The sequence below is a fragment of the Pedobacter anseongensis genome, from assembly GCF_037482965.1.
Lineage (GTDB): Bacteria > Bacteroidota > Bacteroidia > Sphingobacteriales > Sphingobacteriaceae > Pedobacter > Pedobacter anseongensis.
This window is the reverse complement of the sequence record NZ_JBBHKB010000003.1, coordinates 648,149-672,802: the sequence shown is the minus strand read 5'-3', so window position 1 is coordinate 672,802 and position 24,654 is coordinate 648,149. Positions and strand designations below refer to the sequence as shown.

Sequence of the window (24,654 nt, the reverse complement as noted above, 5' to 3'; positions counted from 1 at the left end):
AAAATGAACACATCTTCTAAATTTTTAGCTACTGCAGCAGCTGCGGTTGCCTTATTCTTCTCAACCAATGTGAATGCACAATCTTCGCCAAAGTTTGGCATAGGTTTAAATGTTGGGGCTCCAACAAGTAATGCATATAGTTTTGCTATTGGTGGCGATCTTCGTTATCAATTTGATGTCGACAAGCAACTGTCGATTCCTATTACAACGGGTTATACCCGATTTATCGGTAAAGACGTAGGTGCATTTACCACCCCAGATTACGCATACATTCCATTGAAAGCAGGATTAAAATACTTCTTTAATGATACAGGTGCTGGTGCCTATGGCCTTGGAGAAATTGGTGCTGCATTCTCAGTTGGAAATTATAGTGGAACTGAATTTGTTTATTCGCCAGCAATAGGCTATGCGTGGAGCAATGGCTTAGACCTTGCAGCGAAGTACGAAGGCATGAATATAAATACCATTAATACCGGATATTTCGGCTTACGTTTAGCCTATGGTTTTAAACTGTAATAATTAATTCACTAATAAGGAAAGCTCAGCTAAAATTTAGGCTGAGCTTTTTTTTATTCTTAAAAACTATAATGCTTCTGATTTGTTATCTTCTGTAATTAAGCAAATTAAAAAATTTAATAAAACAATAGAATGAAAAAATCTACTAAATTTATCGCTACTGCAGCAGCTGCGGTTGCTTTATTCTTAACTACAAATGCAAATGCACAGTCTAATCTAGGTATAGGTATCACGGCTGGTGCACCTACAAGTAATAGTCAATCTGCAGTTTTAGCAGCTGATGTACGTTTGCAACTTAATGTAAGTAAACGATTTTCTATTCCGTTAACTGCGGGTTATACCCGCATGTTTGCCGCCGATGGTGCAACAGGTAAATATGCGTTTGATCACGATTATATTCCTGTAAAAGCAGGTGTAAAATATTTCTTCAGTTCGAGAGGTACGGCTTGGTATGCGGAGATGTCGGCCGGAGCTGGTTTTGCTACAGGAGATTATCCAAGTACTGAAACAGAGCTTATACTTGCGCCCGCATTAGGATATTCTTTTGGTAGTGGTTTAGATTTAAGTGCTAAATACGAAGGTTTTAGTGAGGATAATCAAAACAGAGGTTTCTTTGGTATACGTTTGGCTTATGGATTTAAATTGGGAAAATAGGAGTTAAGCACTATTACTAAATGAGCTTACCACTTTGACAAACTTTAGAAGGTTGTTAAAATGGTAAGCTTTTTTTATGGGTTGAATTTTGTACATTGGTTACATGAATTTACATTATACCTCTCAAGATGAAAAGCTATTCTAAATTTTTAACGCTTCTAATACTCGCGCTGTGTTTCTCTTTTGCTTCAAGTGCTCAATCACAAGCAAAACCCCTAAAAAAAATTAGTGTTGGTTTAAATATAGGTCAAAGTCCAAATACTGAATCTTTTGGTTTAGCAATTGGTGGCGATTTGCGTTACCAGCTTAATATCACAAAATGGCTATCTATGCCAATTACAGTCGGATTTACTTCCATAAAACAGAAAGATAGGGTTTTAGGGGGGTATAGATTTGAAGGACAATCTAGATCATATTATCCGCTTAAATTTGGAATTAAAGGGAATTTCAATAAAACAGGATTTGGACTTTATGGATTGCTTGAAGGTGGGTTTGTTATCAATCTTGTTGGACTGAAGGGTGCAGTTGGTTTGCCTGGGGTGTTTTCTCCAGCCATTGGCTACACTTTTAAAAATGGGATAGATGTTGCAATAAAACTTGAAGCGTATAAAAATGAAGGTTTTATAGGCACCCGCATTGGGTATGCCTTTTAAAAATCAAAATATGTTCTATGAAAAGCCATCTTAAATTTTTAACGCTTTTAATACTCGCACTATGTTTCTCTTTAGCTTCAATTGCGCAATCACAACCTCCACAGAAATTTAGCTTCCAATTAAACGGTAAACTCGCAGATGGAAATATGATAGTTATGCCATTAGAGGCCCAGGGTTAGCAGGATTAATATTGGGTTACTGGATTTAAGCTTATTTCATAAGCGCGGCCAATTCAGCTGGTAATAATGGTTTTTTCAACAATTTTACCACATAGGCATTTGCTTCAGCTCGTTTAATGTCTCCAAAATCAAGGGTCGAAGATAACATGGCAATCTGACAGTTGGTGGTAAACGCTTTAGGGAGGTTTTTATAATGTTCTAAAAACTCGAAACCATCCATTTCTGGCATTTGAATATCGAGTAAGATAAAATTTGGTAGTTTTTCGGGATTATTAATGTATTTACTTAGATAATCGAGGCTTTCTTCTCCAGATTGGCAAATAATAATTTCTTCGAAAAGGTTTGCCAAAGAAATGATTTTTGAATTGATTTTTAAGTCAATTTCATTATCATCAATTAACATCACTTTTTTAAAATCATTTGGCATTTGGAATGTTTATTTTAAAAGTTGTGCCGTGTTCCAAACTAGAACTTACAGCTATACGACCATTTAATTTGTTTAATGCTTCTTTTACGATAAATAAGCCTAATCCACTTCCGTGATGATTTTTGCTTTTAAAAAATTGCGTAAATATTTTTTCGAGGTGTTCGTTTAAAATTCCAACGCCGTTATCAATAATAGTAACGTCTACAAACTCGCTGGTTACCTCGATGTCGATATTTACCTTTTTATTAGGCTCGTTCACTTTCTGGTATTTAATGGCATTCGATATTAAATTACCCATAATTACTTCAATCCTAAATAAATCGCCCTTAAAAGGTACAGGTTGATTTACATTTAACGTGAATTGAGTATCTTTATTTGTAAATGCATAAAGTTCAATAAGCTCGGCCACTAAGGGCTCGAATTCAATTAATGATTCTTCAGCCTGCGTTTTGTTGTTCTTGTAATATTGAAGCGTTTTTTGAATATAATAATCTAATTTATTCGAACAACTTTCTACCAAACTCCAATATTCCCCACTGGAATGGTAAAGATTTTCCATCTTTACTAAATTCACAATTCCTATAACAGACACTAATGGTGCCCTTAGTTCGTGAGAAATACTATATATAAAACGGTTTAACTCGTCATTTGTTTTTTCTAATTCTGCAATTTTATTTCGAAGATCGATTTTTGCCTTATACGAATCGTATGCGTTTTTTATTGAATTGTGTAATTCTAAATCATTCCATGGCTTGGTAATGTACCTATAAATGTCGCCATGGTTAATCGCATCGGCCAAAGCCTCGATATCGGTATAACCTGTTAATAAAATGCGGATTGGATCGGGATACGTTTCAGTTATGCTTTTAAAAAACTCCACACCTGTAGTATTTGGCATCTTTTGATCGGCAATGATTACCTGTATGTTTACATTCTGAAGAATTTTTAGTCCCTCAGCTGCCGATATTGCAGTGTAAATTTCATACTGCCTCCTAAAGCTCGCTTTGAAAGCTTGAAGATTGTTTTCTTCATCGTCGATATACAAAACTCTTACGCTTGGCGTACTCATCATGAATTAATTTTAGGTGTTTACGTTCAAGGTAATAATAAATTCTGTACCTACATTAACTTTAGATATAACTTCGATTTGACCTTTGTGACTTTCGATGATACTGAAAACGATAGAAAGCCCTAATCCAGTTCCCTCGCCGATATCTTTTGTTGTAAAAAACGGTTCGAAAATTCGATGTTTTGTTTCCTCGGTCATGCCGGTTCCAGTATCTTTAATGCTAATTTTTACTTGCTGTTCTTCGTACCAAGATCTTATTGTTAAAAACTCTTCGTCGGCCTGAATTTCTTTAGATTTGATAGCCTGAATGGCATTCGAAACTAAATTCATGAACACTTGGTTTATTTTTCCAGGCTGACACTCAACTTGTGGCAAATTGCCCAAATCTCTAACAACTGTTAAATTATCAGGCATGCTATTTTTTACCAATACTAAAGTAGATTGTAAACCTTCGTTCAAGTCTATCGGTTTCATGTCGCTCTCGTCTAGGCGACTAAAATTTCTTAGGCTTCTAATGATTTCTGCGGTTCGTTTTGCGCCTTCACTAATGCCCGCCAAGAGGGTAGTAATCTCATTGTTCACAAATTTTAAATCGATTTGTGATTTAAACGATTCAATATCCGCTAATTGATCTTTTAAATCCTTATCAAAATCAAGATTTTCGTACTTTGTGATAATTTCCTTTAAATCATTTATATCAAGCTCAAGCGGTTTAATGTTAGAGGTTACAAAATTTATAGGATTATTAATTTCGTGTGCAATACCTGCTGTAAGCTGACCTAATGCTGCCATTTTTTCGGCATCAACCAGTTGAGATTGTGTATTCTTCAAGTTGGTTAACGTAACATTAAGGGTAGAATTAGCACTTTGTAATTCTTCTGTACGTTCTTCTACCTTTTTCTCCAAAATTACATTTTGTTCTCTGATTAACTTTTGGTTTTCGAGAGAGGCATTAAGCGCCTGTGCCTGAGCAATCTCATTTTCTTTTTTAAAAAAGTTGATTTTATCCGCTAATGCGAACGATAGCAACGTTACTTCAATAGCAGACGTTATTTGCATCAAATAGATAGTAAAATTATTATAGGGAAGTAACCCAAAATCTTTTAGGATAAATAAAACTGCACCAATTAATAATATCGTCCAAGCAATACTATAATAACCAGCGGGTTTAAAATGTTTTTTAAAGTATACGTAATACGACGTTGAAAGTGCCAGAACTACTCCAAAAATAATAAGAATTTGCATTATCTTGAAAGCAGTAAGGTTGTCGAATAAAAATACACAGGCAATATTTAATAAAACCAATGTCATGTACACCTGGAATATTTTATGAACTTTAGGCACAAAAACTTTGGTGTTAAGAAAGGAAATAGTGAATAAACCTGCGAACAATAACCCCAAGAGAGAATATAACACAACAGAAATTGTATTTAATATGGGAATGTTATCCCATATGTAAATTTTGCCGTAGCCTTGTATAGAAATTTGTGTAAGCCAAGTAAATAGGATATAAAATACATAATGAATATAGCTTTTATCTCTTACCACAATAAATAAGAAGAGATTGTAAATAAACATAATGAGCATTACACCCGTGTAAATTCCAAAGAAAATGTCCCTAAGTGCATTGTTATCTACGATCTCATTTTGAGTGACGATGTAGATTTTGGCGATAAAATTTTCGTAAGATTTTAATTTTAAATAAAATACCTCACCCTTTTTAATGGTATCCGGTAGTAGATAGCTAATACCGTGAACATTTTTAAGATTATCGTGGCCAAGTGTAACAAAAGGCATTATGAGTTGGGGCTTTTTCCCCAACTTGATGCTATACATTTCATAACTTTTAACCCTGCCTTGTTCAATGAAAAGAATTTTTTTGTTTAATATTAAATCCTTTTTAGTGCTTAGTCTGATCCAAAAAGTTGCGTCATCAACCCCTAAATTTAATACATCTTGGTTTGAATGATGGGTAAAATTCTTATTATAAATTTTAGTTATCGTAAGCAGATTGGTAGCATCTTTAAAGTAAGCGATATCAAAAGGAGGAATTTCTTTTTTATCATTACCGTAAGCAAAATTGCCAAGAATTAGGAGAAAAATTATCAATAACCTATTGAACGTAGTTAGTATCATGCTTTAGGGATATCAAAGGTTAAAGTAACGGTATCGCCTTGTTTAGATACTACTTCTTGCTTATATAATGGCTCATGTCTCATTCCTAAAATGATAGAACGTTGTGGTTCGTGGGCCAGAGGCAAATTAACAATATCTTTGTTAAACATTACCGTAGCCGTCATGTCGTCTTTTGGGTAATAAAATTTCCCGTTATTTCCTAAAGATGTAATTACCTCAAAGCCGCCTTTAAGTACATTTCTATAGGTAGCGGGTGCGGCCAGCCCAAATAAAGTAGTAATGCCCACATAGGGTGCATAAGCCACACAGGCTATACTAAGATGAATACTTCCTATTCCTAAACCTGCTACTTCGAATGAATTCCATACGCCTGCAACTTCGCCTGTACCCACGTCGGTATAATCATCTACCATTTGATAAATGTTATCATCCATGTATCCAACCGCTTCTTCAACCGGCAGTCTATTTTTACGGTTTGCTTTATGTACCCTGCCTCCACCTAACACCTTATTAGTATCTTCATCAGTAACTAAAACAACGTAAACATCTGGATTAAGAATCCAATCCGCTTTTGCTGAAGAAATTTGGGTGATTCCGAATATTTCTAATACACGCTTGTGCCCTTCCACAAAACTCATGCAAGCATCCCTATCATCTACAGCTCTAAAAACTGTGAACTTTACGTTTTTTATGTCTGATTTATGCTCTTCCAATGGAAAATATTTTTTTAGTTGATTTTCTTATCGTTCTTTCTGGTGAAGATGGAGCTTTAAAAATGCGGAACATAAAAATTGCTTCCTCTTGTTGCGTATTTTCAAATATCGCATTAAAATTTTGTTCCAATTGCATTAATTTAGCTTTTTGTTGATCGGTTATGGCTAAATTTTTGTCCGATTTAATTTTATAGAAAAATATTAACGAAACATTAACTGGGTGGATTTGTAAATTTAAACTCGTTGCGGCTAGCCACAATTTTTCAGCTGCCTGGCCTCCAGCTATAAATGGAGATAAAGCTGTTTTTGGCATCGTGATGAGGCCAATTGCCGAAGATGATGTAAATTGTTGCGTAGTTAACTTTTTAAATGCACTTCCCCCATTAATTTGTTCTAAAAAATCGATTGCTCTACGATCTTTTACCAACCGAAGTCCAATTTGATCGTTGTAGCTAAGATCAAGTGTATGAATGCCAATTCCATCTTGAGTGTCTTTAACTTCATCGAGGGTCCACCGCATTTCTTTATGTATAAAATCTGAATGTGCTTCGGGTATAAACATTCGCAATAAATCAGCATGCGACGAAATGTTAGCGAGCGATTGTAGGTGAATCGGATCTTCTACCCATTTTAATTTTGCACCGGAAATGCTCTCGGTTAAGCGACTTAATTCGTTTAAAACAGCAGAGTCTATCGCTTGCCTTGGTGTTATCTTTCTATTGGTATGACGCTCTTTAATTTGTGCGGCAAGAGTTTTTTCGATCGCAGTGGGTGTATAGTTTTTGGTAAAACTAAACCAGGCCACATGTTTTGGCAGTAAATGATGAGTTAATTCCCAATTAACATGCAGGTTATGGCTAGCGGCCGATACAAGTAAATTTTCGATTGCCGATCCGATTGAGGTGTAAGACGACATGTATTCAGGATCTAAAAAGGCTTCGGTTGCACTTTCTTCTACGAAAAGATGAAGTTTTTTATGTTGATAATGAAAACGCCACGGCTGGTTGTTTCCACCAGATGGTGCCAAATGAGCTGCATCAACAATGGCCAAAAGTGTATTTTCGTCTATTTCATCACTTTTTACAGGTGAATGAAAGTTTTGCTGCTGAATATACTTTTCAATTTCTTCTGTGGTAAGCAATTCGACTTTCGAGGTTGGACTTTGGATTTTGGACTCTATAGGGTCGCTAATCAATTCATCTAGATCCAAGAAAAATCGCCCCGATACATTTAGGTTTCCAAGTAATATTTTTCGTGCTAAATCTGCAGTTACTCCACCTCCAAATGTTACGGCACTGGCCAATTGCGGCCATGTAGAAATGCTGCTCATAATTTCAATTGCTGAGCCTTTCATTCTAGGCGATAAGGTTTCAACTCCGGTTACGGCGGTAATATAAGGTAATCGTTCATCCATGGTAGCCAATTCGCCATACTTATCCATGTTTAAATGCTCAACCATACCGTGCAAAACTTTGCGATCAGGTTCTAAATCAAATCGCTCAATATCAATCGTACCCCGATCACTTCCTTCCATTAATACCGGAATGCCTAGGGCCTTCGCTTTTTTACGGGAGTTAATTTTAATGTCGAAACTATCACATTCATCTATCAACAGATCTAGTTTCCCATTTTCTGTTAAAAAGGCATCGAGGTTTTCGGCGGTAATTCCATCCTCAAAACAAACTACCTTTAAGAAAGGATCTATTTCGGCAATCTCTCTGGCTACAATTGTGGTTTTTTTGATTTTCAGATTTTGTACGCCCGTTCTAATCCGATTAATGTTGCTTAAATCTAGCTCATCAAAATCAGCAATCCGTAATTCGCCAAAACCACGTTCCATCGTTAAAGTTAACGAAACAGATTGCCCAACAGAAAGACCCATCACACCAATTTTTTTGTGCGACAACCGCTCTTGTTCTTCCACGGTAATCTTGTGCTTGTTTCTGTTTGTACGTACAATGCTAAATTCGTGCTCATCTAATAAATGCACCAGTTTAGCGGCCCAGGGATAGTATACCCAAACACCGTATTCTTCTGTTGGATTTCCGTTAAATCTATCTTTTACCGCTTGAGTTAATACTGAAAGCGGCGAAAAAACAATAGTAGGTTGTAAACATTTAATTAGTTCTTCTACTTGCGACTCGATAAAATCAAAAACGTGTAAATTTTTTTCGCTAGTTATTAAGCTTTCAAACGCTTTTTTCTGGTCAGAATCTATAAGCCTGAAAAAGACTGGTTTATAAATGTCTTTTAACGCTTGGGTTTGGTTAATAAGTTGAGAGATGTTGAGCGCTAAACCAGTTTTAGACTGCATTATTTGGATTAAATAATAGATTGTTGATACTAAATATACAATTAAAAGTTAAAACATCTAAATTAATCTTTTAAGAGTAATAATAAAAGAGTATTTTTAACTTTTATTTACATACAGATGAGCGCAAATATATTATATGTTGATGACGAGCCACATAATTTAAGTGCCTTTGCAGCTACTTATCGGAGGTTATATAAAATTTTCACGGCCGAGTCTGCCGAAGAAGGAAGGAAAATTCTCGACAAAGAAGATATACATGTAATTATTACGGATCAACGAATGCCTAAAACGACTGGAGTAGAGTTTTTGGCTTCCATTTTAGAGGTCTATCCGGAGCCTATTCGTATGATTCTTACGGGGTATACGGATATAGATGCTGTAATTGCAGCCATTAACAAAGGACAAGTTTATCGTTATATTCAAAAGCCTTGGATGGAAGAAGATTTAAGGATTAATATTGATAAAGCCATCGAAATCTATACGCTTCGTAAAGAAAACAAAGAGCTGACCGAAAAGCTTTTAGTGGTAAATAAACAGTTGGAGTTTTTAGCTAGGCAAAATTTATTGTCGTAGTAAAAAAAATATTCGCAATAATAAAGTTATTCTCAAAAAGTGTATATTTGCTAAAACCAACGGTTGTGAATACGTCTCTTAAGTGCATAATTTTGCTAGTGTTTTTGTGTATTGGGAGTGTAGCAAGTGCTGCAACCAATGGGTGTTATGTTTCTACAACGGGCAGGATGTATTACTCAGGTGTGGTATCAAGTAATTATTTTACAGGTGCGGCTTATTACGTTCCTTTAGCGCAATGTTCAGGTGGTGGTCAATATTACACTATCGCAACCTCTTCTAATACAAATTGTTACGCCATCTATGATGGTAGTGGAAGTCAAACAGATAAGAAGAATTATTCCATAAGTGGTAAGAGACGAACTTTTAATCTGTTCACGTGCCCTCTTGATACCTATACACTTGTTTTCATGGCCATCATAGCTAGTTTAGGAGGTTTCTTACTACGAAGAAAAGCCTTAAATACAGTCTATTAACTTATTGCATCTTTATCTATAAATCCTATTTTTTTCTCCAAGTTGGGGTTTCGGTTAAAGGTTCTTTCTTTTTGTGGAGAATGGTCTTTAGTTAACAATAAAAAGACTAGATTCGGTATCAATTTGAAATCAAGAGAGATGCTACTCAAGAAAATATGTTTTTGTCTTTTTTTTGTTGGACTAACCATGTTTGGGCTAAATGCATATGCTCAAACTGTTTCTAATGAAGGAACTGATTTTTGGACCGTCTTTCCAACGCATGATCCGAGTGGAAATAACTTGGCCACTATGAATGTGAATGTTACTTCAAGAAACAATTCTCGAGTAACCGTAAGTTGTGGGGCTTATTCAGAAACCAGAGATATTAAGGCCAATACTATTGAGATTTTTGAGATAGATCGGCAACAGTCTTATATAGACTATGCAGAAGGAAATATTCTGTTAACTAATCGTGCAATACACATCGTTGTTGAACCTGGGATGCCTAAAGTTGTGGCTTATAGTCATGTTTACGCCTCAAATCGATCGGCCGCCACTTTAATACTTCCAAGAGAATCTTTAGGGCAAAAGTATTTTTCTATGAATTACACGCAATCGGGAGGGGGAACTTCTGGGCAGAATTATTTGGTCTTAATTGCGGTGGAAGACGATACAGATTTAATTCTGCATAAGAACGACGGTACAACTATACCGATCAATTTAGCTAAAGCGGGCGATGTATACGAGTTTATTTCGACTAGTAAGGAGGATTTAACAGGAACATTTGTTGAAATTGATCAAAGCAAATCTTTATGTAAACGATTTGCGGCATTTTCGGGAGCTACTACCATCACCATTGGACCATGTGGTATGTCAAGTGATCCATTACTACAGCAACTCTATTCAGTAAATAGCTGGGGGAAAAATTATGGAATAGTTCCCTTTAAGAACCGGAGTTATATTTTTAGGGTACTGGCGCAAGAAGACAATACGAATATAAAAATGAATGGCAGTACCATTGCCACAAAAAATAAGGGTGAATATTATGAAAGCACAATATTAGTTGATCCAGCAATTGTGAGTGCTGATAAATTAATTAGTGTAGCACAGTATTCCTTAACTGAAGGATGTTCTTCAACGGCAGGAACACAATTACAAGGCGATCCAGAGATGGTACTTTTAAATCCAATCGAGTTTAATATAAAAAATATTACCGTTTTTGCCTCAAATCGGAATTTAATATTAGAAAAATACATAAATGTATTTATGAAGTCGAACAAAACGAGCACATTTCGACTTAATGGCACAACATCTGGTATTTCTTGGACTACTATGCCATCAGACCCAACCTATTCTTTTGCTCAAATTTCAGTTACCGAAGAAACCTTAACTTTAACGGCAGACGACGGGTTTAATGCTATTGCCTATGGTTTTGGAAGAACCGAATCATATGCCTATTCTGCCGGAACCAATTTGTATTCTACAAGCACGATATCATTGTTGAATTTATCTAGCGGGTTAAGAAGTTCATCAGCGGCATGCTTAGGTCAGCCTACCAACCCTACACTTACCGTTCCCTACCGTTTAAAATCAATTAAATGGAATTTTTCAGATGGAACTAGCTTTATTGATAACACATTAGCCCCACCTGTTGAATCTTTAGACAATGTAGGTACAAAATTATTTACCTATACTTCTCCTGTAAAAAAAGTATTTTCAATAAATGGATCACAAATCATTACTGCTTTGGCTACCTTATTTCCAGATGATGTACCTCCTTGTTTTGAAGGCAGTGGCGATTTAGAATTTAACTTCGAAGTTGAAGTTGTTCCCCTTGGTAATGCACATTTCGATGTTCCGGAGATTTGTGCTGGGGCGCAAACGGTATTTAAAGACAACAGTAACATTACGGGCAATTCGATTACCGAATGGAAATGGAGTTTTGATGGAACGATAAAAACAGATAAAGATCCTATTCATGTATTTACCCGTGGAGTGCATACAGTTAAACTTTCGGTTGCCAATGCAGCCGGGTGTTGGTCTGATGAGTATGTGCAGACTTTTACCGTAGTTAAAGATTTTCCAAAACTAGAATTTAATGCGCTAGAACCGGTTTGTTTTAAAGATCCTCCTTTTCAGTTTGTGGTAAACGAAAAAATGGGATTAATTGCTGCCACAAAGACATTTAAAGGCAAAGGGGTAACGCAGTCGGGTATATTTACTCCATCGGTTGCCGGCGTAGGCATCCATAAAATCACCTATGTTTTTGCTTCTGTAGCGGGCTGCATTGATTCGGTTTCGCAAGATATTGAAGTATATGCAACAACGGTAATTGATGTACCTAAAACAGTTTATATTCTTGCTGGTGGAGAAAAAAAGATCCCAGCAGGTATTAATACCCCGAATGCCACCTATAATTATAAATACAAATGGACACCTTCAATAGGTTTGAGTGATGATAGTATTATCAATCCTATTGCCTCTCCTGAGAAGGATACGGAATATACATTAACCGTTTCTATTGATGGCTACTGTGATGTTTCACAGCAGGTATTAGTTAAGGTTTTGGATCAGTTAAGTCCACCAAATTCATTTAGCCCAAATGGCGATGGAATAAACGATGTTTGGAACATTGCGTCTCTAGATTCTTATCCTGCGGCAGAAATAACTGTATTTAATAGGGCAGGTCAAAAAGTGTATTACAGTAAAGGCTACCTAAACCCTTTCGATGGTACCTTTCAAAACAAGCTACTTCCTGTAGGGGTGTATTATTATCGGATTAGTCCGAATAACGGCCGACGAACAATTTCTGGCTCATTAACGATTATCAGATAAATGATAAAGAGAGTTGCGCTAATCCTATTATTTGTTATTTTGGCATTTGTACAAAAGCTATCGGCGCAAAATACATCTAACAAAGGGAAAGATTTTTATGTTGCCTACAGTGGGCATATCGATGCACTCGCTTCTCGATTAACCCTATTCTTATCGGCTGATCAGGCTACTACTTATCAGGTATTTGTAGGTGTTGTTCAGGTTTCAAGTGGTTCAATTACAGCAAATACCTGTTTGCCTGTAATTATCGACCCCAATACAGTTAATGTTTATATTGCTGGTTCAGATGTTATTGAGCAGAATAGGGCTATACATGTTGTAACTACAAAACCAATTTCCTTGTACAGTGTAATTTCAAATGCTGCACGTACAGGTGGGAGTATGGTTCTGCCAACAAATACCCTCGGTAAAGAGTATTATACCTATAGTTATCAAAGTTCGACAACGGCAAATTTTGCAGAATTCAACATTGTTGCAACAGAAGATGCGACAAATGTAGAAATTACACCAACAAAGGTAGAACGGAATGGTAAACATCAGGCAAATGTACCTTTTGTGATTACCCTAAATAAAGGGGAAATCTATCAATATCAATCTATTGATGATTTATCTGGTAGTTATGTTAAATCAATTAATGGGTGTAAGCCTATCGCCGTTTTTTCTGGGAATACTTGGGCCTCTTTTTGTGAAGTTGGGAATACAAGAAACCCAAGTGGGGGCGATAATCTTTATCAGCAATTATTTCCAGTATCTTCATGGGGAAGGAAATTTGTTACTGCCCCTTTTTACAATACAACAAATGGAAGTACTGATATTTTACGGATTATTGTTTCTGAAGACAATACATTTATTACTGTAGATGGAAGCCAGGCCAGTGCAAATGGAACTCCCTTAACTAATCCCTATGCTAAAGGCTCTATTATTACTTTTTCCTCGAAAATGGCTAGTGTAATCGAAGCGTCTAGCCCGATTTCAGTTGCACAGTATCAGACTTCACAAACCTGTAATCTTAATAATCCTACCAATATAAATTCGGGAGCAACAACATTTCCCGGCGACCCAGAAATTACGGTCTTAAATCCAGTAGAACAAACCTTGAATAACATTACGGTTTACTCGAAATTAGAAGGTGTACCTACTCAGATTACCAAATTTTTTATCAATGTCGTTATTAAAACAATCGATGCGGCCTCGTTTCGACTAGATGGAAATCCAGTAGGTGGTTTCATACCAATTGATAGCGAATATAGCTATCGGATTATCGACGTTACGAATTCGCAACCCCAGCATCGATTAACGGCGAGCGGGGGCTTCTCGGCTATTGCCTATGGCTATGGAAATGTAGAGTCATATGCTTATTTAGCAGGGGCAAATATTCAAGATTTTACCTTTCAACCCGAACTTGTAGGTACAGCACAAAGTGTAACTAATGGATGTGTTGGATTGCCTATTAATTTAAAAATTAACCTCCCTTATATGCCTACAAAGTTAGAATGGGATGTTCAAAATGGTGATAGTGTAATTTCTGAACCAAATCCAACTCCTATTGGAAACTTAACCCGAAACGGAATAGTTTATTATACTTTTGTGTACCCTAAGCCTATTGTATATATCACACCGAACGATTATACCTTTAAAGTGATTGCCACAAAACCCTCAGCCGATAATTGTGGGGCCACTGAAGAGTTAAGTGTCGATTTTACGGTAGATCCTTTGCCAACGGCCGCAATTTCAGTGGCTGCAAGTGGATGTGCCACAGAACAAATAACCTTTAGTGCTGCTTCAAGTGCATCGAATGTTTCGGGTAAGGTACTTACCCATTGGCTTTGGGATTTTGGTGATGGTTCTCCGATCGTCGATTTACAAAATCCAGTTCATGTGTATGCGGTAACGGCTACGAAAACCTTTAAAGTAACGCTTACTGTTGGTGCCGACAATGGTTGCTATTCTGATGTGGTAAGCACTGATATCGTGATTGGTCCGCAACCTCTAGCCGCCTTTAATACGATATTTAATGGAATTACCCTAACTTCGAATACCGTTAATAGTTGCATAAATACAGCCATTGCTTTCGAAGATAAATCTACCGTCGGAGCGGGCGCTAAGATTACTGAATGGTTGTGGGATTTTGGTGACAATACGACTTCTTTACAACAGAACCCTGTTCATAGTTATACAACTGCTGGTACTTATACCGTAAGTTTACTAGCAAAAAGCAATTCAGGTTGCAAGAGCTTAATCCTTCAAAAGACTCTCAACATTACCGATTTACCCATTAATGATTTTATATTACCCGAGGTTTGTGCCAAAGATGGTATCGCAATATTTAAAAATCTGTCAACAGATTACGATAAAAGCATTACGGGGTTAACAAGTTATTTATGGGATTTTGGTGATCCGGCTTCTGGAGCACAAAACACATCGAATGCGATAGAGGGCAATCATTTGTATACTTCTGCAGGTACCTATAAAGTGATCTTAACGATTAAAAATACAAATGGTTGTACGGTATCACTGCAGAAAGATTTTACCGTAAATGATTCGAGTCCGGTAGCTAATTTCGAGGTTGTTAATGCCACTTTTTGTAGCAATAAAGAGCTCGTTCTAAAAAATACTTCAAAAGTAGTTATTGGAAGTATTAGTCGCCTAGAATGGTACATGGATGGCGTAAAAGTGTTGAGCGACGAAGAACCTTTGCCTGATAAGCTCTACACCTTTACCATCCCTTCGTTCGGCGGGAATGTCGATAAAGTTTACAATTTCCAATTAATAGTGTATTCGGGTGCAACCTGCAGCAATCAAATCAATAAGCCAGTTACGATTAAGCCTTCGCCCCAAATTAGTTTTATGCCGTTAACGCCGGTTTGTGAAAATGATGGTATTGTGAAGTTACATCAAGGCCAAGAACAATCGGGACTAAACGGTATAGGGGTGTACAGTGGAAAGGCCATGGCAACTGATGGTACGTTTGATCCGAAGCTTGCCGGACCAGGTATTCATACCATTACCTATACATTTACCGGTGCAAATGGATGCGACTCTACCCTAAAGCAAGACATGATGGTTTTTGAATCACCATTAGCAGATGCCAGTCCATCCGTTTACATTCTTTCTGGTGGACAGTATAAAATTCCAGCCAAGGCAAGCGGAAAAAATGTAACTTACAAATGGACACCTGCTATAGGTTTGGATCACGATGATGTACTTAGCCCTATAGCTTCACCAGAAGAAGATACCGAATATACGTTAACTGTAAGTACAGATGAAGGATGCACAGTTCAAAGCAAGATCTTCATCAAAGTTTTGGGCGAAGTGCATCCCCCAACATCATTTACTCCAAATGGTGATGGAATAAATGACGTTTGGAATATTTTATTGTTAGATTCGTATCCAGATAACACGGTCGAGATATTTAATAGAGCAGGGCAGAAAGTTTTTGAAAGTAAGGGATACAAAGTTCCATTTGATGGCAATTTTCATAATAAGCCTTTACCTGTCGGAGTTTATTACTATATTATCGCTCCAAAAAGTGGAAGAAAAACGGTTACTGGACCATTAACTTTAATTAGATAAATTGAGAAGATATCTCTTCATCGTAATTGTATTTGCAAGTTTGCAGGTTTTTGCACAACAAAGGCCACAGTATACACAATACATTTTTAATAATTTTCTATTAAATCCAGCCTTAAGTGGGATAGAAAATTATACGGATTTTAAAGCTGGTTTTAGGAAACAGTGGGCAGGTATTGATGGATCGCCTGAAACTACCTTTGCTTCTATACATTGGGCGCTAGGTGGTGAGTATCTTTGGAAAAATCCACTATCGTTACCCGAAAAGGGACAAGATCCGATGAGCGATAATTATATGCAAAATTATACCGCATCACCTGCACACCATGGAGTAGGGGCAATAGTGATGTTAGATAAAGCTGGTCCGTTAACAAGATTAGATGCTAATGTAACCTATGCTTATCACTTGCAATTGGGTGGAACCTTAAATTTATCTGTGGGTGTTGCTGCTGGGGTAACGCGCTTTGGTTTAAATGTTCTTGATCTTACCTTAGAAAACCCATTAGATCCAGCACTTAATAATACCATTGTATCGCAATATAAACCCGATCTTGCTGCGGGACTGTGGTTGTACGGTGCTCGTTTTTTTGCAGGAGTTTCGGTACAGCAAATTTTGCCACAGCGTTTAGCATTCACAAATGATGTAAGCTACGATCAAGGTAAAATTGTACCCCATGGATTTGCAACTGTAGGTTATAAATTAACGATAGACGATACCATTTCTGCTATCCCCTCAATAATGGTTAAATATGTAAGGCCCACTTCAACATCACTTGATGCGAATTTAAAAGTGAGTTTTAGAGATCGTTTTTGGGTTGGGGGCAGTTATCGTGAAAAAGACTCGTATTCTGCATTGGCCGGATTTAATTTCAGCAAATTAATTAATTTAACCTATTCGTACGATTTTACTACTTCGGAATTAAATAAAGTAAGTTCTGGAAGTCACGAAATTGTTTTGGGTATTCAATTGAATAATGTTTATCAAGCAGTGAGTAATATGAGGATGTGGTAGTTGGGTGGTTAGGTGTTTGGTTGGTTTGATGTTTGGATCGGTTTACGGGTTGAATGCTAGCCTAAAAAACTACAGTTCTTTCCTTAATCTTGCTACTGGAATATTCATTTGTTCGCGATATTTAGCTACGGTTCTCCTTGCAATGTTATACCCTCTTTCTTTCAAGATTTCGGTTAATTTTTCATCCGCTAAAGGCTTGCGTTTATCCTCATTACCAATACAGTCTTCCAATATTTTTTTCACTTCTTTATTCGAAACTTCTTCTCCATTTTCGGTTTGAATTGCTTCAGAGAAGAACGATTTTAATAAGAATGTGCCAAATTCGGTTTGCACGTATTTAGAATTTGCCACCCTCGAAACGGTAGAAATATCCATTCCAATTTTGTCGGCGATATCTTTTAGTATCATTGGGCGCATTTTGCGCTCGTCGGCCGTTAAAAAATATTCGTATTGATAATGCATAATGGCATTCATCGTTTTAAGCAAAGTTTGTTGTCTTTGCTTAATGGCATCGATAAACCATTTTGCAGAATCTAATTTTTGTTTTACAAATTGAACGGCTTCTTTTAATTTTTTATCTTTTTGGGAAGCTTTATCATAATGATCGAACATATCCATGTAAGAGCGGCTAACTCTTAATTCAGGCGCATTTTTCGAATTTAGGGTTAAAATTAATACGCCATCGTTATTGCTGATATGAAAATCGGGAATGATTTGGAGTTGTTTTGTGGTTACTTGATTAGAATCACCAGGTTTTGGGTTTAGGCGTAAAATTTCTGCGACGACTTCTTTTAATTCTTCGCTGTTTAGGCCAACAGACTTTTCTAATTTATCGTAATGCTTACGTGTAAACTCCTCTAAATGATGCTCTACTATAGCTATCGCCTTCTTAATGATCGGATTATTAAGGTCTTTACGTTTTAACTGTAACGACAAACACTCTTGTAAATCGCGTGCGGCAATTCCAGGAGGATCAAAGGCCTGAATCACCTTTAACATATCGAGAACCTCTTCCTCTTCTACCATTACGTTTTGTGAAAAGGCCAAATCATCAATCATTGAGGTTATTGGGCGACGTAAATAGCCATCATCGTCTAAACTTCCGATAATTTGTTTGCCAACGATAAAATCGCTGTCGGACAATGGAACAAGATCGAGTTGTTGTTGTAAGCTTTCGAAAAATGTACTTTCGATTGCAATTGGCGTTTCTTTCTTATCTTCATCGTCGTCGCTATTGTTGTACGAATTGCCATAATCGTTGGTATTATCGTCTTGCAGATAATCTTCTACATTAAACTCATCGCTACTGGCTTCATCTTTTGCTTCTTGATTAAAATCATCTGCAGAGTCGTTTAAATCATCGTATTCATTAATCGGCTCCTCGCTGGTCATCAAACTAGGATCTTCCAAAGCGGGGTTATCTTCAAGTTCTTCTTTTATGCGGGTATCTAAAGCAACAGTTGGCACCTGTAGCAGCTTTATAAATTGTATTTGCTGAGGCGATAACTTTTGAAGTAGTTTTTGTTGTAAATGTTGTTTTAGCATTTTGGCAGAAGAAATTTTACGAACTCAAAAATAAGCATTTGCTTTTAGATAATTTAACAATTTAAGTGCTAATCTTATAATTTAGTTAAGATATGCCTTAAGTATCGTTTGTATTTTCAGAAAGTTTTTTACTTTTATGTAAGAATAGGTACTTTTATTTAGTTAACTGTAAAGAAAAAAATATGGGTTTTGTTAAAGAATTTAAAGAGTTCGCTGTAAAAGGGAATGTAATGGATCTTGCTGTGGGTGTAATTATCGGAGCTGCATTTGGTAAGATTATTGATAGTGTAGTAAAGGACTTAGTGATGCCAGTTGTTTCGGTAATTATTGGTCAGCCAGATTTCAGTAAACTATACGTCGTTTTAAAGGGCGAAGTGCCAAATGGCATGGAGCTAGAAAAAGCTAGGGAAATTCCAAATAGTGCTATTTTTGCATATGGGAATTTTTTAACTGTGGCAATCAATTTTATATTGTTGGCATTAGTTGTATTTATCTTAGTTAAAGGAATTAACTCTCTTAAACGTAAAGAAGCAGCAGCCCCATCAATGCCACCTGCACCTACAAAAGAACAAGTATTGTTAACAGAGATCAGGGATTTATTGAAGAAATAATATGCTTAATTCGTCATCTCGACGATAGGAGAGATCTATAGAGATGCTCAATAGATTTCTCCTCGCTACGCTACGTTCGAAATGACTATACCGCCACTAAAAAGTCCTTTTCAGTTTCGGATCCGTAACGATTACATAGTCTCCTAGTTGCTTATACCTACTCCAATCTGGATTTTCAAAATCCTCGGCAGAGAAACACGAAATATTTATAATTTTAAGTTTAGGAGCATACCTTTTTAGTTTAGCTAAAGTACCTAGCTTTTCGTCGCTATGAAAGCGCCCATTTACCTGAAAAATCTTTTTATCTTTGTTCTTTTTCACATAGTTAGCGATAGACCAGGCCATGGTTGCATCCCAAAAGCTCTGTGTTTGATAGACTTTCATTCCGCCCATGTTATGCCCACCAAGGGTTTCAATAAACTTATCGTAATATCGCCCAATAGCCGTATCGATAGGTAAAGGCGCAAAAAAGGCCTTTGAATTTTCGGGTAGTTGATTTAATAGTTCTAATCCACCACGTGTAACGGCATTGCTATAACGTGCTGCGGCATTTCCCCCAATCACATCCAGTCCGTTGTTTTTAGCGAATTCGATCATGGGTTTATAATCTTTGTAATTATTCCAAGCCCGCGCTTCTTTGATAAAATTTTTCTCTGAAATTATGCCTTTCAAATATTCGTTAATTATAGGTTGCACATCGGTATGAAACATTTCCATAGTTAAAGCTATTTTGCTGGGAAATGCAATACTCATTTTCTTAAAGATCTCGGCTTCTAGGTAATGACCAATCGAATCGTTGTGCTCTTCACCAAAGAAAAGCACATTCGCAGCATTTACATCACTAATAATAGCGTCAATAGTGCTGATTTTTGCATTTTTAACATCATAAACTTTATAGTGTTTAGTGATATCTTGCGCTATGCTTAACATTGGCCAAAGCAGGAGCCCAAAAATAATGGAGGTTCTTAGATTCATAAAATTTGTTTAAAGCACTAAAATAGCAATTAATAACCAATTAAGGCTTGGGGATGGTAATATTGCTTTTCCAAGTCCATTCGGGGGGATCGATATTTAATAAATTTTTCACAAAGAAATCTCTTCGTTTATGTTCGCCATAATCGCCTCCTAAAGAATGCTTCATGCCGGGCACCATAAGGAAATCAAAATTCTTATTCGCCTTAATTAATTGATTAATTACCTGCATGGTTGAGGCTGGGTCTACATTGTCATCCAACTCGCCCAATATCAATAATAATTTCCCTTGTAGTTTGTAGGCATTGTCTACGTTAGATGATTCTGCATATTCTTTTCCAATTGGATAGCCCATCCATTGCTCGTTCCACCACATTTTATCCATACGGTTATCGTGGCAGCCTGAAGAAGAAACGGCAACTTTATAGAAATCTGGGTGAAATAATAAGGCCCCTAATGAGCTTTGACCACCCGCTGAATTCCCGAAAATGCCCACTTTTGAAAGATCCATATAACTGTATTTTTTTGCTGCAGCTTTTATCCAAGCTATTCGATCGGGAAAACCTCCATCTTTTAAATTCTTCCATGCCACATTATGAAAAGCTTTTGAGCGATTAGAAGTGCCCATCCCATCGCATTGCACTACAATAAAGCCCAATTCGGCCAATTCGTGCAATGACCCTCTTGAGTCGTTTACAAAACTTTTCGGTACAAAAGAATCGTGCGGACCAGCATAGATATACTCAATAACTGGATATTTTTTAGCTGGATCGAAATTACTCGGACGAATAATCATTCCCCAAATATCGGTTTTACCGTCTCTTCCTTTTGCTGTAAATATTTCAGGTAATTTCCATCCTGTGCTCAATAGAGGCTTTATGTTTCCTTCTTCGATAACCTTTATTATTTTGCCTGTTTTACCGTCTCTTAATAGGGTAATTTGAGGCTTTTCTATTGTTGAATAGGTGTCTATGAACGTCTGATAATCACTTGAAAATGTAGCTTTATGATTTCCATTTTCGGAAGTTAATTTAACCAATCCACTGCCGTCGAAATTAATCTTATAGTATTGGATAAAATAAGGGTCTTGATCTTTTTCCATCCCGCTGCCTTCAAAGATTAAAGAACGATCGTTTTCGTTTACAAAAATTACATTTCGAACCACCCAATTTCCGGTTGTAATCTGATTTTTTACCTTTCCATCATTTCCATAGAGGTATAAATGGTTCCACCCATCTCTTTCCGAGGCCCAAATCATTTCTTTTCCATCGTTGATATCATAACGAAATTTTTTACCGCTATAGCTGATAAACGTTTTACTTTCTTCGTTAACAAGTGCAGTAATTGCTCCTGTTACGTCTACTTCAAGTACGCTATATTTTTGATGGCCACGCTGGTTATATTCGAAAGTAAATGCCCGGCTATCCTTTCTCCATGTTAAATTGGTTAAACTATATTGAGATTGAATACTACTTTGATCTATTTTGATTTGCTTTTTCGTGTCGATTAAGAACAATGAGGGTTGCATTTGGGGCAAAGCATCACCAGGCTTTAAATAATTTCGCGAGTGTAAGATGGGCTGCAGCTGGGTGGTTGGCGATGATTCGACAAAATAAATTAAATGGGGTTTATTTGGGCGTACTTTATTAGTGGCTATTTTTTTTGAATCTGGAGACCAGGAGATATAGTCGCTATAATATTCTCCTTCAGCTCCATCAAAAGTCAATGGTATAGCTTCGCTTTTTTCTGAGGTAGATTGGATGTAAACATTGAAATTTCTGATAAAAGCAGTCCACCTGCCATCGGGTGATTTCGTTTTGCGATTTTGTTGATCATTTTCTTGGTCGCCCCAATAGCTGGGAGAGGAAGGATAGGCTAAATTTTTAATCTCTTTTAACGCGTAGGTAGCCAAATCGCAGCTCCACATTTTATTGTCATAATTAAACTCGAGCGTAGTGCCATCGTTATTTAGGGTTAACCTAGAAAGGGGGAGTTGGTAAGCATGGAAGGGTTTGTTGAACAAATCCGTCAGTTTTTGGGCCAACTTCTGTTGGTCGAAGGATTCATTTTTTGTGAAACCTTTTATCGCTATGGTTCGGTATTCAGTACCTCTTTCCGTTAAAACGGAATAAAAATAAGCTTGCTTGGTAGTAAGCCATTTGAAAAGGGTGGGTGAATACAGGATTTTATTTTGAATAGCACCATTTAAAGACTCGGCACGTTGATAGTCTTCTATTTTTCCTTGACCATAACTAGTTAAAGAGAAAGATAAAATAAAGAATAATAAAAGTAGCTTTACATTCATAACGATAGTTTAAACAACCAAGAATACTATTTATAGTTAAATTTTAACGAACAATAATTAACCAATTATATACTAAATTGAGCATTTTGAATGGCAATTATGCAATTGCATTTTGCTAGGTAAAGAAAATGTAATTATTTTACCGATTAATTAATGGCTTTTACCGAGAATTGGCTTCTACATAGCAATACGCTATAGGCTAGGGCTTAGGTTAGTGGTACATTTGAATAACAAAACAATAAAGACATGGAAAATTATAGAAATAAAGAGCTGGATTACCAAAAGGGTAAAGTTTTAGCTGGTTTGATAATCGTTTTAATAGGGTCGCTTATATTGATAGATAATTTTGGTTTCGACTTGCCAAGTTGGGTAATGCACTGGAGCAACCTATTAATCATCATTGGGTTATTTATTGGCGTTAAACATAATTTCAGAAATAGCGCTTGGTTTATATTGGTGTTAATAGGGTCGATTTTTACCCTGAAAGAAGCTTTTGGGAATGGTATTAACTTTGGTAAAATTATATTCCCGAGCATCTTGGTTATTCTAGGGCTCTATATTCTATTTAAACCAAAAACGGGTTTTCGCCATAAAGCGAGATGGAAACAATTTAATCAACCCGAACCGTTTACCCCATATACAGAAGCAGATACCACAGAGAGCAGTTCTTCTTCAACCGAGCAAAAAAAAACGAGCAGTAACGACTATTTAGATTCGGTAAATGTTTTTGGAGGTAGCCATCAAACCATTTACTCAAAGAACTTTAAAGGTGGCGAAATTACAGCTGTGTTTGGTGGATGTGATGTGAATTTAACACAGGCCGATTTTGAAGGCGAAATTGTGATTGATGTTACTGCAATATTTGGAGGTGCTAAAATCATCATTCCTGCCGGATGGGAAGTAAAATCGGAAGTAACTGCGATTTTTGGTGGATTAGACGATAAAAGAAGCATTCAGCCCATTACCGATGGGAAGCCTAGATTATTAATTATTAAAGGAATAGCGATGTTTGGTGGGGTAGATATTAGAAACTACTAAGATTATAAGGATAGGATTTTGACGACAACTCCGTTATCGGTTAGACAAATTAAGCTCGTATCAAGCATTATCTTGCTTTGTTGGGTAGGCATATATGCCTATTTAATTTTCGATGTTGCAGATTTTAATTGGCAAATTGCTTTGGCTGATAGTCTCATTAATAATGGGATATTGGCCATTGCTTGTATTATACTGAGCAATATGCTAGGCTATTATCAACCTAAAAACGAAAGGATGTTTTCGCTTTTATTGCTCACCGCTGTATTAACTTTTATTGTTGTTTTTTTAACAGATTATGCGTTAAATTATCTCTTTACTAATCAGAAAGCGTACCAAGTATTTTTAGCAGCTACTTTTCCTTTTAAGGCGATTGTTATTTTTTTATGTCTTGCTTGGTGTGCTTTGGCAAATATATTGTGGTATCGACTAGAAGAGCAATCAGAAATGCAAGGTCGATTATTGGCTACCCAAAACTTAGCAAAGGAAGCAGAATTAAATAAATTAAGGCACCAATTGCAGCCTCATTTCTTATTCAATAGTTTAAATTCGGTATATGCGCTTACCATTGTAAATCCTACCGAAGCGGGAACAATGATTACGAAGTTGGCTTCCTTTTTAAGGGGTACTTTAAAACGTGATGATGAGGTATGGGTAAATGTTGCCGAAGAAATGGAATACATCCAACTGTATTTAGATATCGAAAAAGTACGATTTAGTCACCGTTTAACCCTTGATGTGCAAATTGATGAAGAAACACTAGGCTTATGCTTGCCTGGCACATTATTACAACCAATTGTAGAAAATGCAATCAAATTTGGATTGTATAATACTTCTGCTGCCATCACCATCACCATTCGAGTAAAGTTAGAAAGCAATTCGTTGGTTATCTGTGTAGCTAATCCTTACGACCCAGAGATGAAAGCGAGTAAGGGTACGGGATTTGGACTTTCCGCAATCCGTAGGAGATTATACCTGTTATTTGCCGACAGCAATCTCTTGCAGACTGAAACTCAAAATGATAATTTGTATATTACAACGCTTAAAATTCCACAGAAACCATCATGAGGATGCCATTGATAA

General features: G+C 36.6%; 18 protein-coding genes. 10 read left to right on the top strand and 8 right to left on the bottom strand.

Annotated features, from left to right (window positions below):
- The first annotated feature begins 3 nt into the window (after positions 1 to 3).
- The 3 genes from WG904_RS13695 to WG904_RS13685 all read left to right on the top strand — a co-directional run bounded on the left by WG904_RS13695 (position 4) and on the right by WG904_RS13685 (position 1,823).
- Entirely contained in the window at positions 4 to 516 is a 513-nt protein-coding gene (locus tag WG904_RS13695) for an outer membrane beta-barrel protein (RefSeq protein ID WP_339579888.1), read from the top strand.
- Between the two features lie 132 nt (positions 517 to 648).
- A complete protein-coding gene (locus WG904_RS13690; protein ID WP_339579887.1) occupies positions 649 to 1,170 on the top strand; it encodes a hypothetical protein in 522 nt (173 codons plus the stop codon).
- Between the two features lie 128 nt (positions 1,171 to 1,298).
- A complete protein-coding gene (locus WG904_RS13685) occupies positions 1,299 to 1,823 on the top strand; it encodes a hypothetical protein (RefSeq protein ID WP_339579886.1) in 525 nt (174 codons plus the stop codon).
- Positions 1,824 to 2,033: 210 nt separating this feature from the next.
- On the opposite strand, the gene WG904_RS13680 is transcribed toward WG904_RS13685, so the two are convergent.
- The 5 genes from WG904_RS13680 to WG904_RS13660 are packed head-to-tail and all read right to left on the bottom strand — an operon-like array spanning position 2,034 to position 8,661.
- On the bottom strand, positions 2,034 to 2,429 hold the full coding sequence (locus WG904_RS13680; protein ID WP_339579885.1) for a response regulator: 396 nt from the start codon (positions 2,427 to 2,429) through the stop codon (positions 2,034 to 2,036).
- Positions 2,419 to 3,501, bottom strand: coding sequence for an ATP-binding protein (locus WG904_RS13675; RefSeq protein ID WP_339579884.1), 1,083 nt, complete (start codon positions 3,499 to 3,501; stop codon positions 2,419 to 2,421). Before WG904_RS13675 ends, WG904_RS13680 begins: the two co-directional genes overlap by 11 nt.
- A 9-nt stretch (positions 3,502 to 3,510) precedes the next feature.
- The gene (locus WG904_RS13670) at positions 3,511 to 5,634 is read right to left on the bottom strand and encodes a 7TM diverse intracellular signaling domain-containing protein (protein WP_339579883.1); all 2,124 of its coding nucleotides are present in this window, start codon (positions 5,632 to 5,634) and stop codon (positions 3,511 to 3,513) included.
- Positions 5,631 to 6,347, bottom strand: coding sequence for a hypothetical protein (locus WG904_RS13665; protein WP_339579882.1), 717 nt, complete (start codon positions 6,345 to 6,347; stop codon positions 5,631 to 5,633). The genes WG904_RS13670 and WG904_RS13665 overlap by 4 nt, the downstream gene beginning before the upstream one ends.
- Complete coding sequence (locus tag WG904_RS13660) at positions 6,334 to 8,661, bottom strand: Rv1355c family protein (RefSeq protein WP_339579881.1); 2,328 nt, start codon at positions 8,659 to 8,661, stop codon at positions 6,334 to 6,336. The genes WG904_RS13665 and WG904_RS13660 overlap by 14 nt, the downstream gene beginning before the upstream one ends.
- A gap of 117 nt (positions 8,662 to 8,778) precedes the next feature.
- On the opposite strand from WG904_RS13660, the gene WG904_RS13655 reads away from it, so the two are divergent.
- The 4 genes from WG904_RS13655 (at position 8,779) to WG904_RS13640 (ending at position 17,103) form a co-directional block, all read left to right on the top strand.
- Complete coding sequence (locus WG904_RS13655) at positions 8,779 to 9,234, top strand: response regulator (RefSeq protein WP_339579880.1); 456 nt, start codon at positions 8,779 to 8,781, stop codon at positions 9,232 to 9,234.
- A gap of 659 nt (positions 9,235 to 9,893) precedes the next feature.
- Positions 9,894 to 12,521 carry a T9SS type B sorting domain-containing protein gene (locus WG904_RS13650; RefSeq protein WP_339579879.1) on the top strand — a complete coding sequence of 876 codons (2,628 nt, stop codon included), beginning with the start codon at positions 9,894 to 9,896 and terminating at the stop codon, positions 12,519 to 12,521.
- Positions 12,522 to 16,094, top strand: a complete 3,573-nt coding sequence (locus tag WG904_RS13645; protein ID WP_339579878.1) for a PKD domain-containing protein — start codon at positions 12,522 to 12,524, stop codon at positions 16,092 to 16,094.
- A gap of 1 nt (position 16,095) precedes the next feature.
- Positions 16,096 to 17,103: a PorP/SprF family type IX secretion system membrane protein gene (locus WG904_RS13640; RefSeq protein WP_339579877.1), complete on the top strand. Its 1,008-nt coding sequence runs from the start codon at positions 16,096 to 16,098 to the stop codon at positions 17,101 to 17,103.
- Positions 17,104 to 17,172: 69 nt separating this feature from the next.
- Here WG904_RS13640 and rpoN read toward each other — a convergent pair whose 3' ends face one another.
- Positions 17,173 to 18,648 carry an RNA polymerase factor sigma-54 gene (rpoN, locus tag WG904_RS13635; protein ID WP_339579876.1) on the bottom strand — a complete coding sequence of 492 codons (1,476 nt, stop codon included), beginning with the start codon at positions 18,646 to 18,648 and terminating at the stop codon, positions 17,173 to 17,175.
- Positions 18,649 to 18,830: 182 nt separating this feature from the next.
- Between rpoN and mscL the strand changes: the two genes are divergently transcribed.
- The gene (mscL, locus tag WG904_RS13630; RefSeq protein ID WP_339579875.1) at positions 18,831 to 19,259 is read left to right on the top strand and encodes a large conductance mechanosensitive channel protein MscL; all 429 of its coding nucleotides are present in this window, start codon (positions 18,831 to 18,833) and stop codon (positions 19,257 to 19,259) included.
- Between the two features lie 96 nt (positions 19,260 to 19,355).
- Here the strand turns inward: mscL and WG904_RS13625 are convergent, their stop codons facing one another.
- Together WG904_RS13625 and WG904_RS13620 are read right to left on the bottom strand one after the other, a co-directional pair.
- Entirely contained in the window at positions 19,356 to 20,234 is an 879-nt protein-coding gene (locus WG904_RS13625) for a ChaN family lipoprotein (RefSeq protein ID WP_339579874.1), read from the bottom strand.
- Between the two features lie 40 nt (positions 20,235 to 20,274).
- Complete coding sequence (locus tag WG904_RS13620) at positions 20,275 to 22,536, bottom strand: S9 family peptidase (protein WP_339579873.1); 2,262 nt, start codon at positions 22,534 to 22,536, stop codon at positions 20,275 to 20,277.
- 246 nt (positions 22,537 to 22,782) lie between these two features.
- On the opposite strand from WG904_RS13620, the gene WG904_RS13615 reads away from it, so the two are divergent.
- Positions 22,783 to 23,574, top strand: a complete 792-nt coding sequence (locus WG904_RS13615; RefSeq protein WP_339579872.1) for a LiaF transmembrane domain-containing protein — start codon at positions 22,783 to 22,785, stop codon at positions 23,572 to 23,574.
- A gap of 18 nt (positions 23,575 to 23,592) precedes the next feature.
- A complete protein-coding gene (locus WG904_RS13610) occupies positions 23,593 to 24,639 on the top strand; it encodes a sensor histidine kinase (protein ID WP_339579871.1) in 1,047 nt (348 codons plus the stop codon).
- The last annotated feature ends 15 nt before the right edge of the window (positions 24,640 to 24,654 follow it).

What these genes read in the sequence shown, in the direction of transcription:
- WG904_RS13645 (WP_339579878.1), top strand. Translation starts at nt 12,522, where the DNA reads ATGATAAAGAGAGTTGCGCTAATCCTATTATTTGTTATTTTGGCATTT.
- rpoN (WP_339579876.1), bottom strand. Translation starts at nt 18,648, where the DNA reads ATGCTAAAACAACATTTACAACAAAAACTACTTCAAAAGTTATCGCCT.
- WG904_RS13620 (WP_339579873.1), bottom strand. Translation starts at nt 22,536, where the DNA reads ATGAATGTAAAGCTACTTTTATTATTCTTTATTTTATCTTTCTCTTTA.
- mscL (WP_339579875.1), top strand. Translation starts at nt 18,831, where the DNA reads ATGGGTTTTGTTAAAGAATTTAAAGAGTTCGCTGTAAAAGGGAATGTA.
- WG904_RS13680 (WP_339579885.1), bottom strand. Translation starts at nt 2,429, where the DNA reads ATGCCAAATGATTTTAAAAAAGTGATGTTAATTGATGATAATGAAATT.
- WG904_RS13660 (WP_339579881.1), bottom strand. Translation starts at nt 8,661, where the DNA reads ATGCAGTCTAAAACTGGTTTAGCGCTCAACATCTCTCAACTTATTAAC.
- WG904_RS13690 (WP_339579887.1), top strand. Translation starts at nt 649, where the DNA reads ATGAAAAAATCTACTAAATTTATCGCTACTGCAGCAGCTGCGGTTGCT.
- WG904_RS13695 (WP_339579888.1), top strand. Translation starts at nt 4, where the DNA reads ATGAACACATCTTCTAAATTTTTAGCTACTGCAGCAGCTGCGGTTGCC.
- WG904_RS13650 (WP_339579879.1), top strand. Translation starts at nt 9,894, where the DNA reads ATGTTTGGGCTAAATGCATATGCTCAAACTGTTTCTAATGAAGGAACT.
- WG904_RS13685 (WP_339579886.1), top strand. Translation starts at nt 1,299, where the DNA reads ATGAAAAGCTATTCTAAATTTTTAACGCTTCTAATACTCGCGCTGTGT.
- WG904_RS13615 (WP_339579872.1), top strand. Translation starts at nt 22,783, where the DNA reads ATGGAAAATTATAGAAATAAAGAGCTGGATTACCAAAAGGGTAAAGTT.
- WG904_RS13655 (WP_339579880.1), top strand. Translation starts at nt 8,779, where the DNA reads ATGAGCGCAAATATATTATATGTTGATGACGAGCCACATAATTTAAGT.
- WG904_RS13625 (WP_339579874.1), bottom strand. Translation starts at nt 20,234, where the DNA reads ATGAATCTAAGAACCTCCATTATTTTTGGGCTCCTGCTTTGGCCAATG.
- WG904_RS13670 (WP_339579883.1), bottom strand. Translation starts at nt 5,634, where the DNA reads ATGATACTAACTACGTTCAATAGGTTATTGATAATTTTTCTCCTAATT.
- WG904_RS13675 (WP_339579884.1), bottom strand. Translation starts at nt 3,501, where the DNA reads ATGATGAGTACGCCAAGCGTAAGAGTTTTGTATATCGACGATGAAGAA.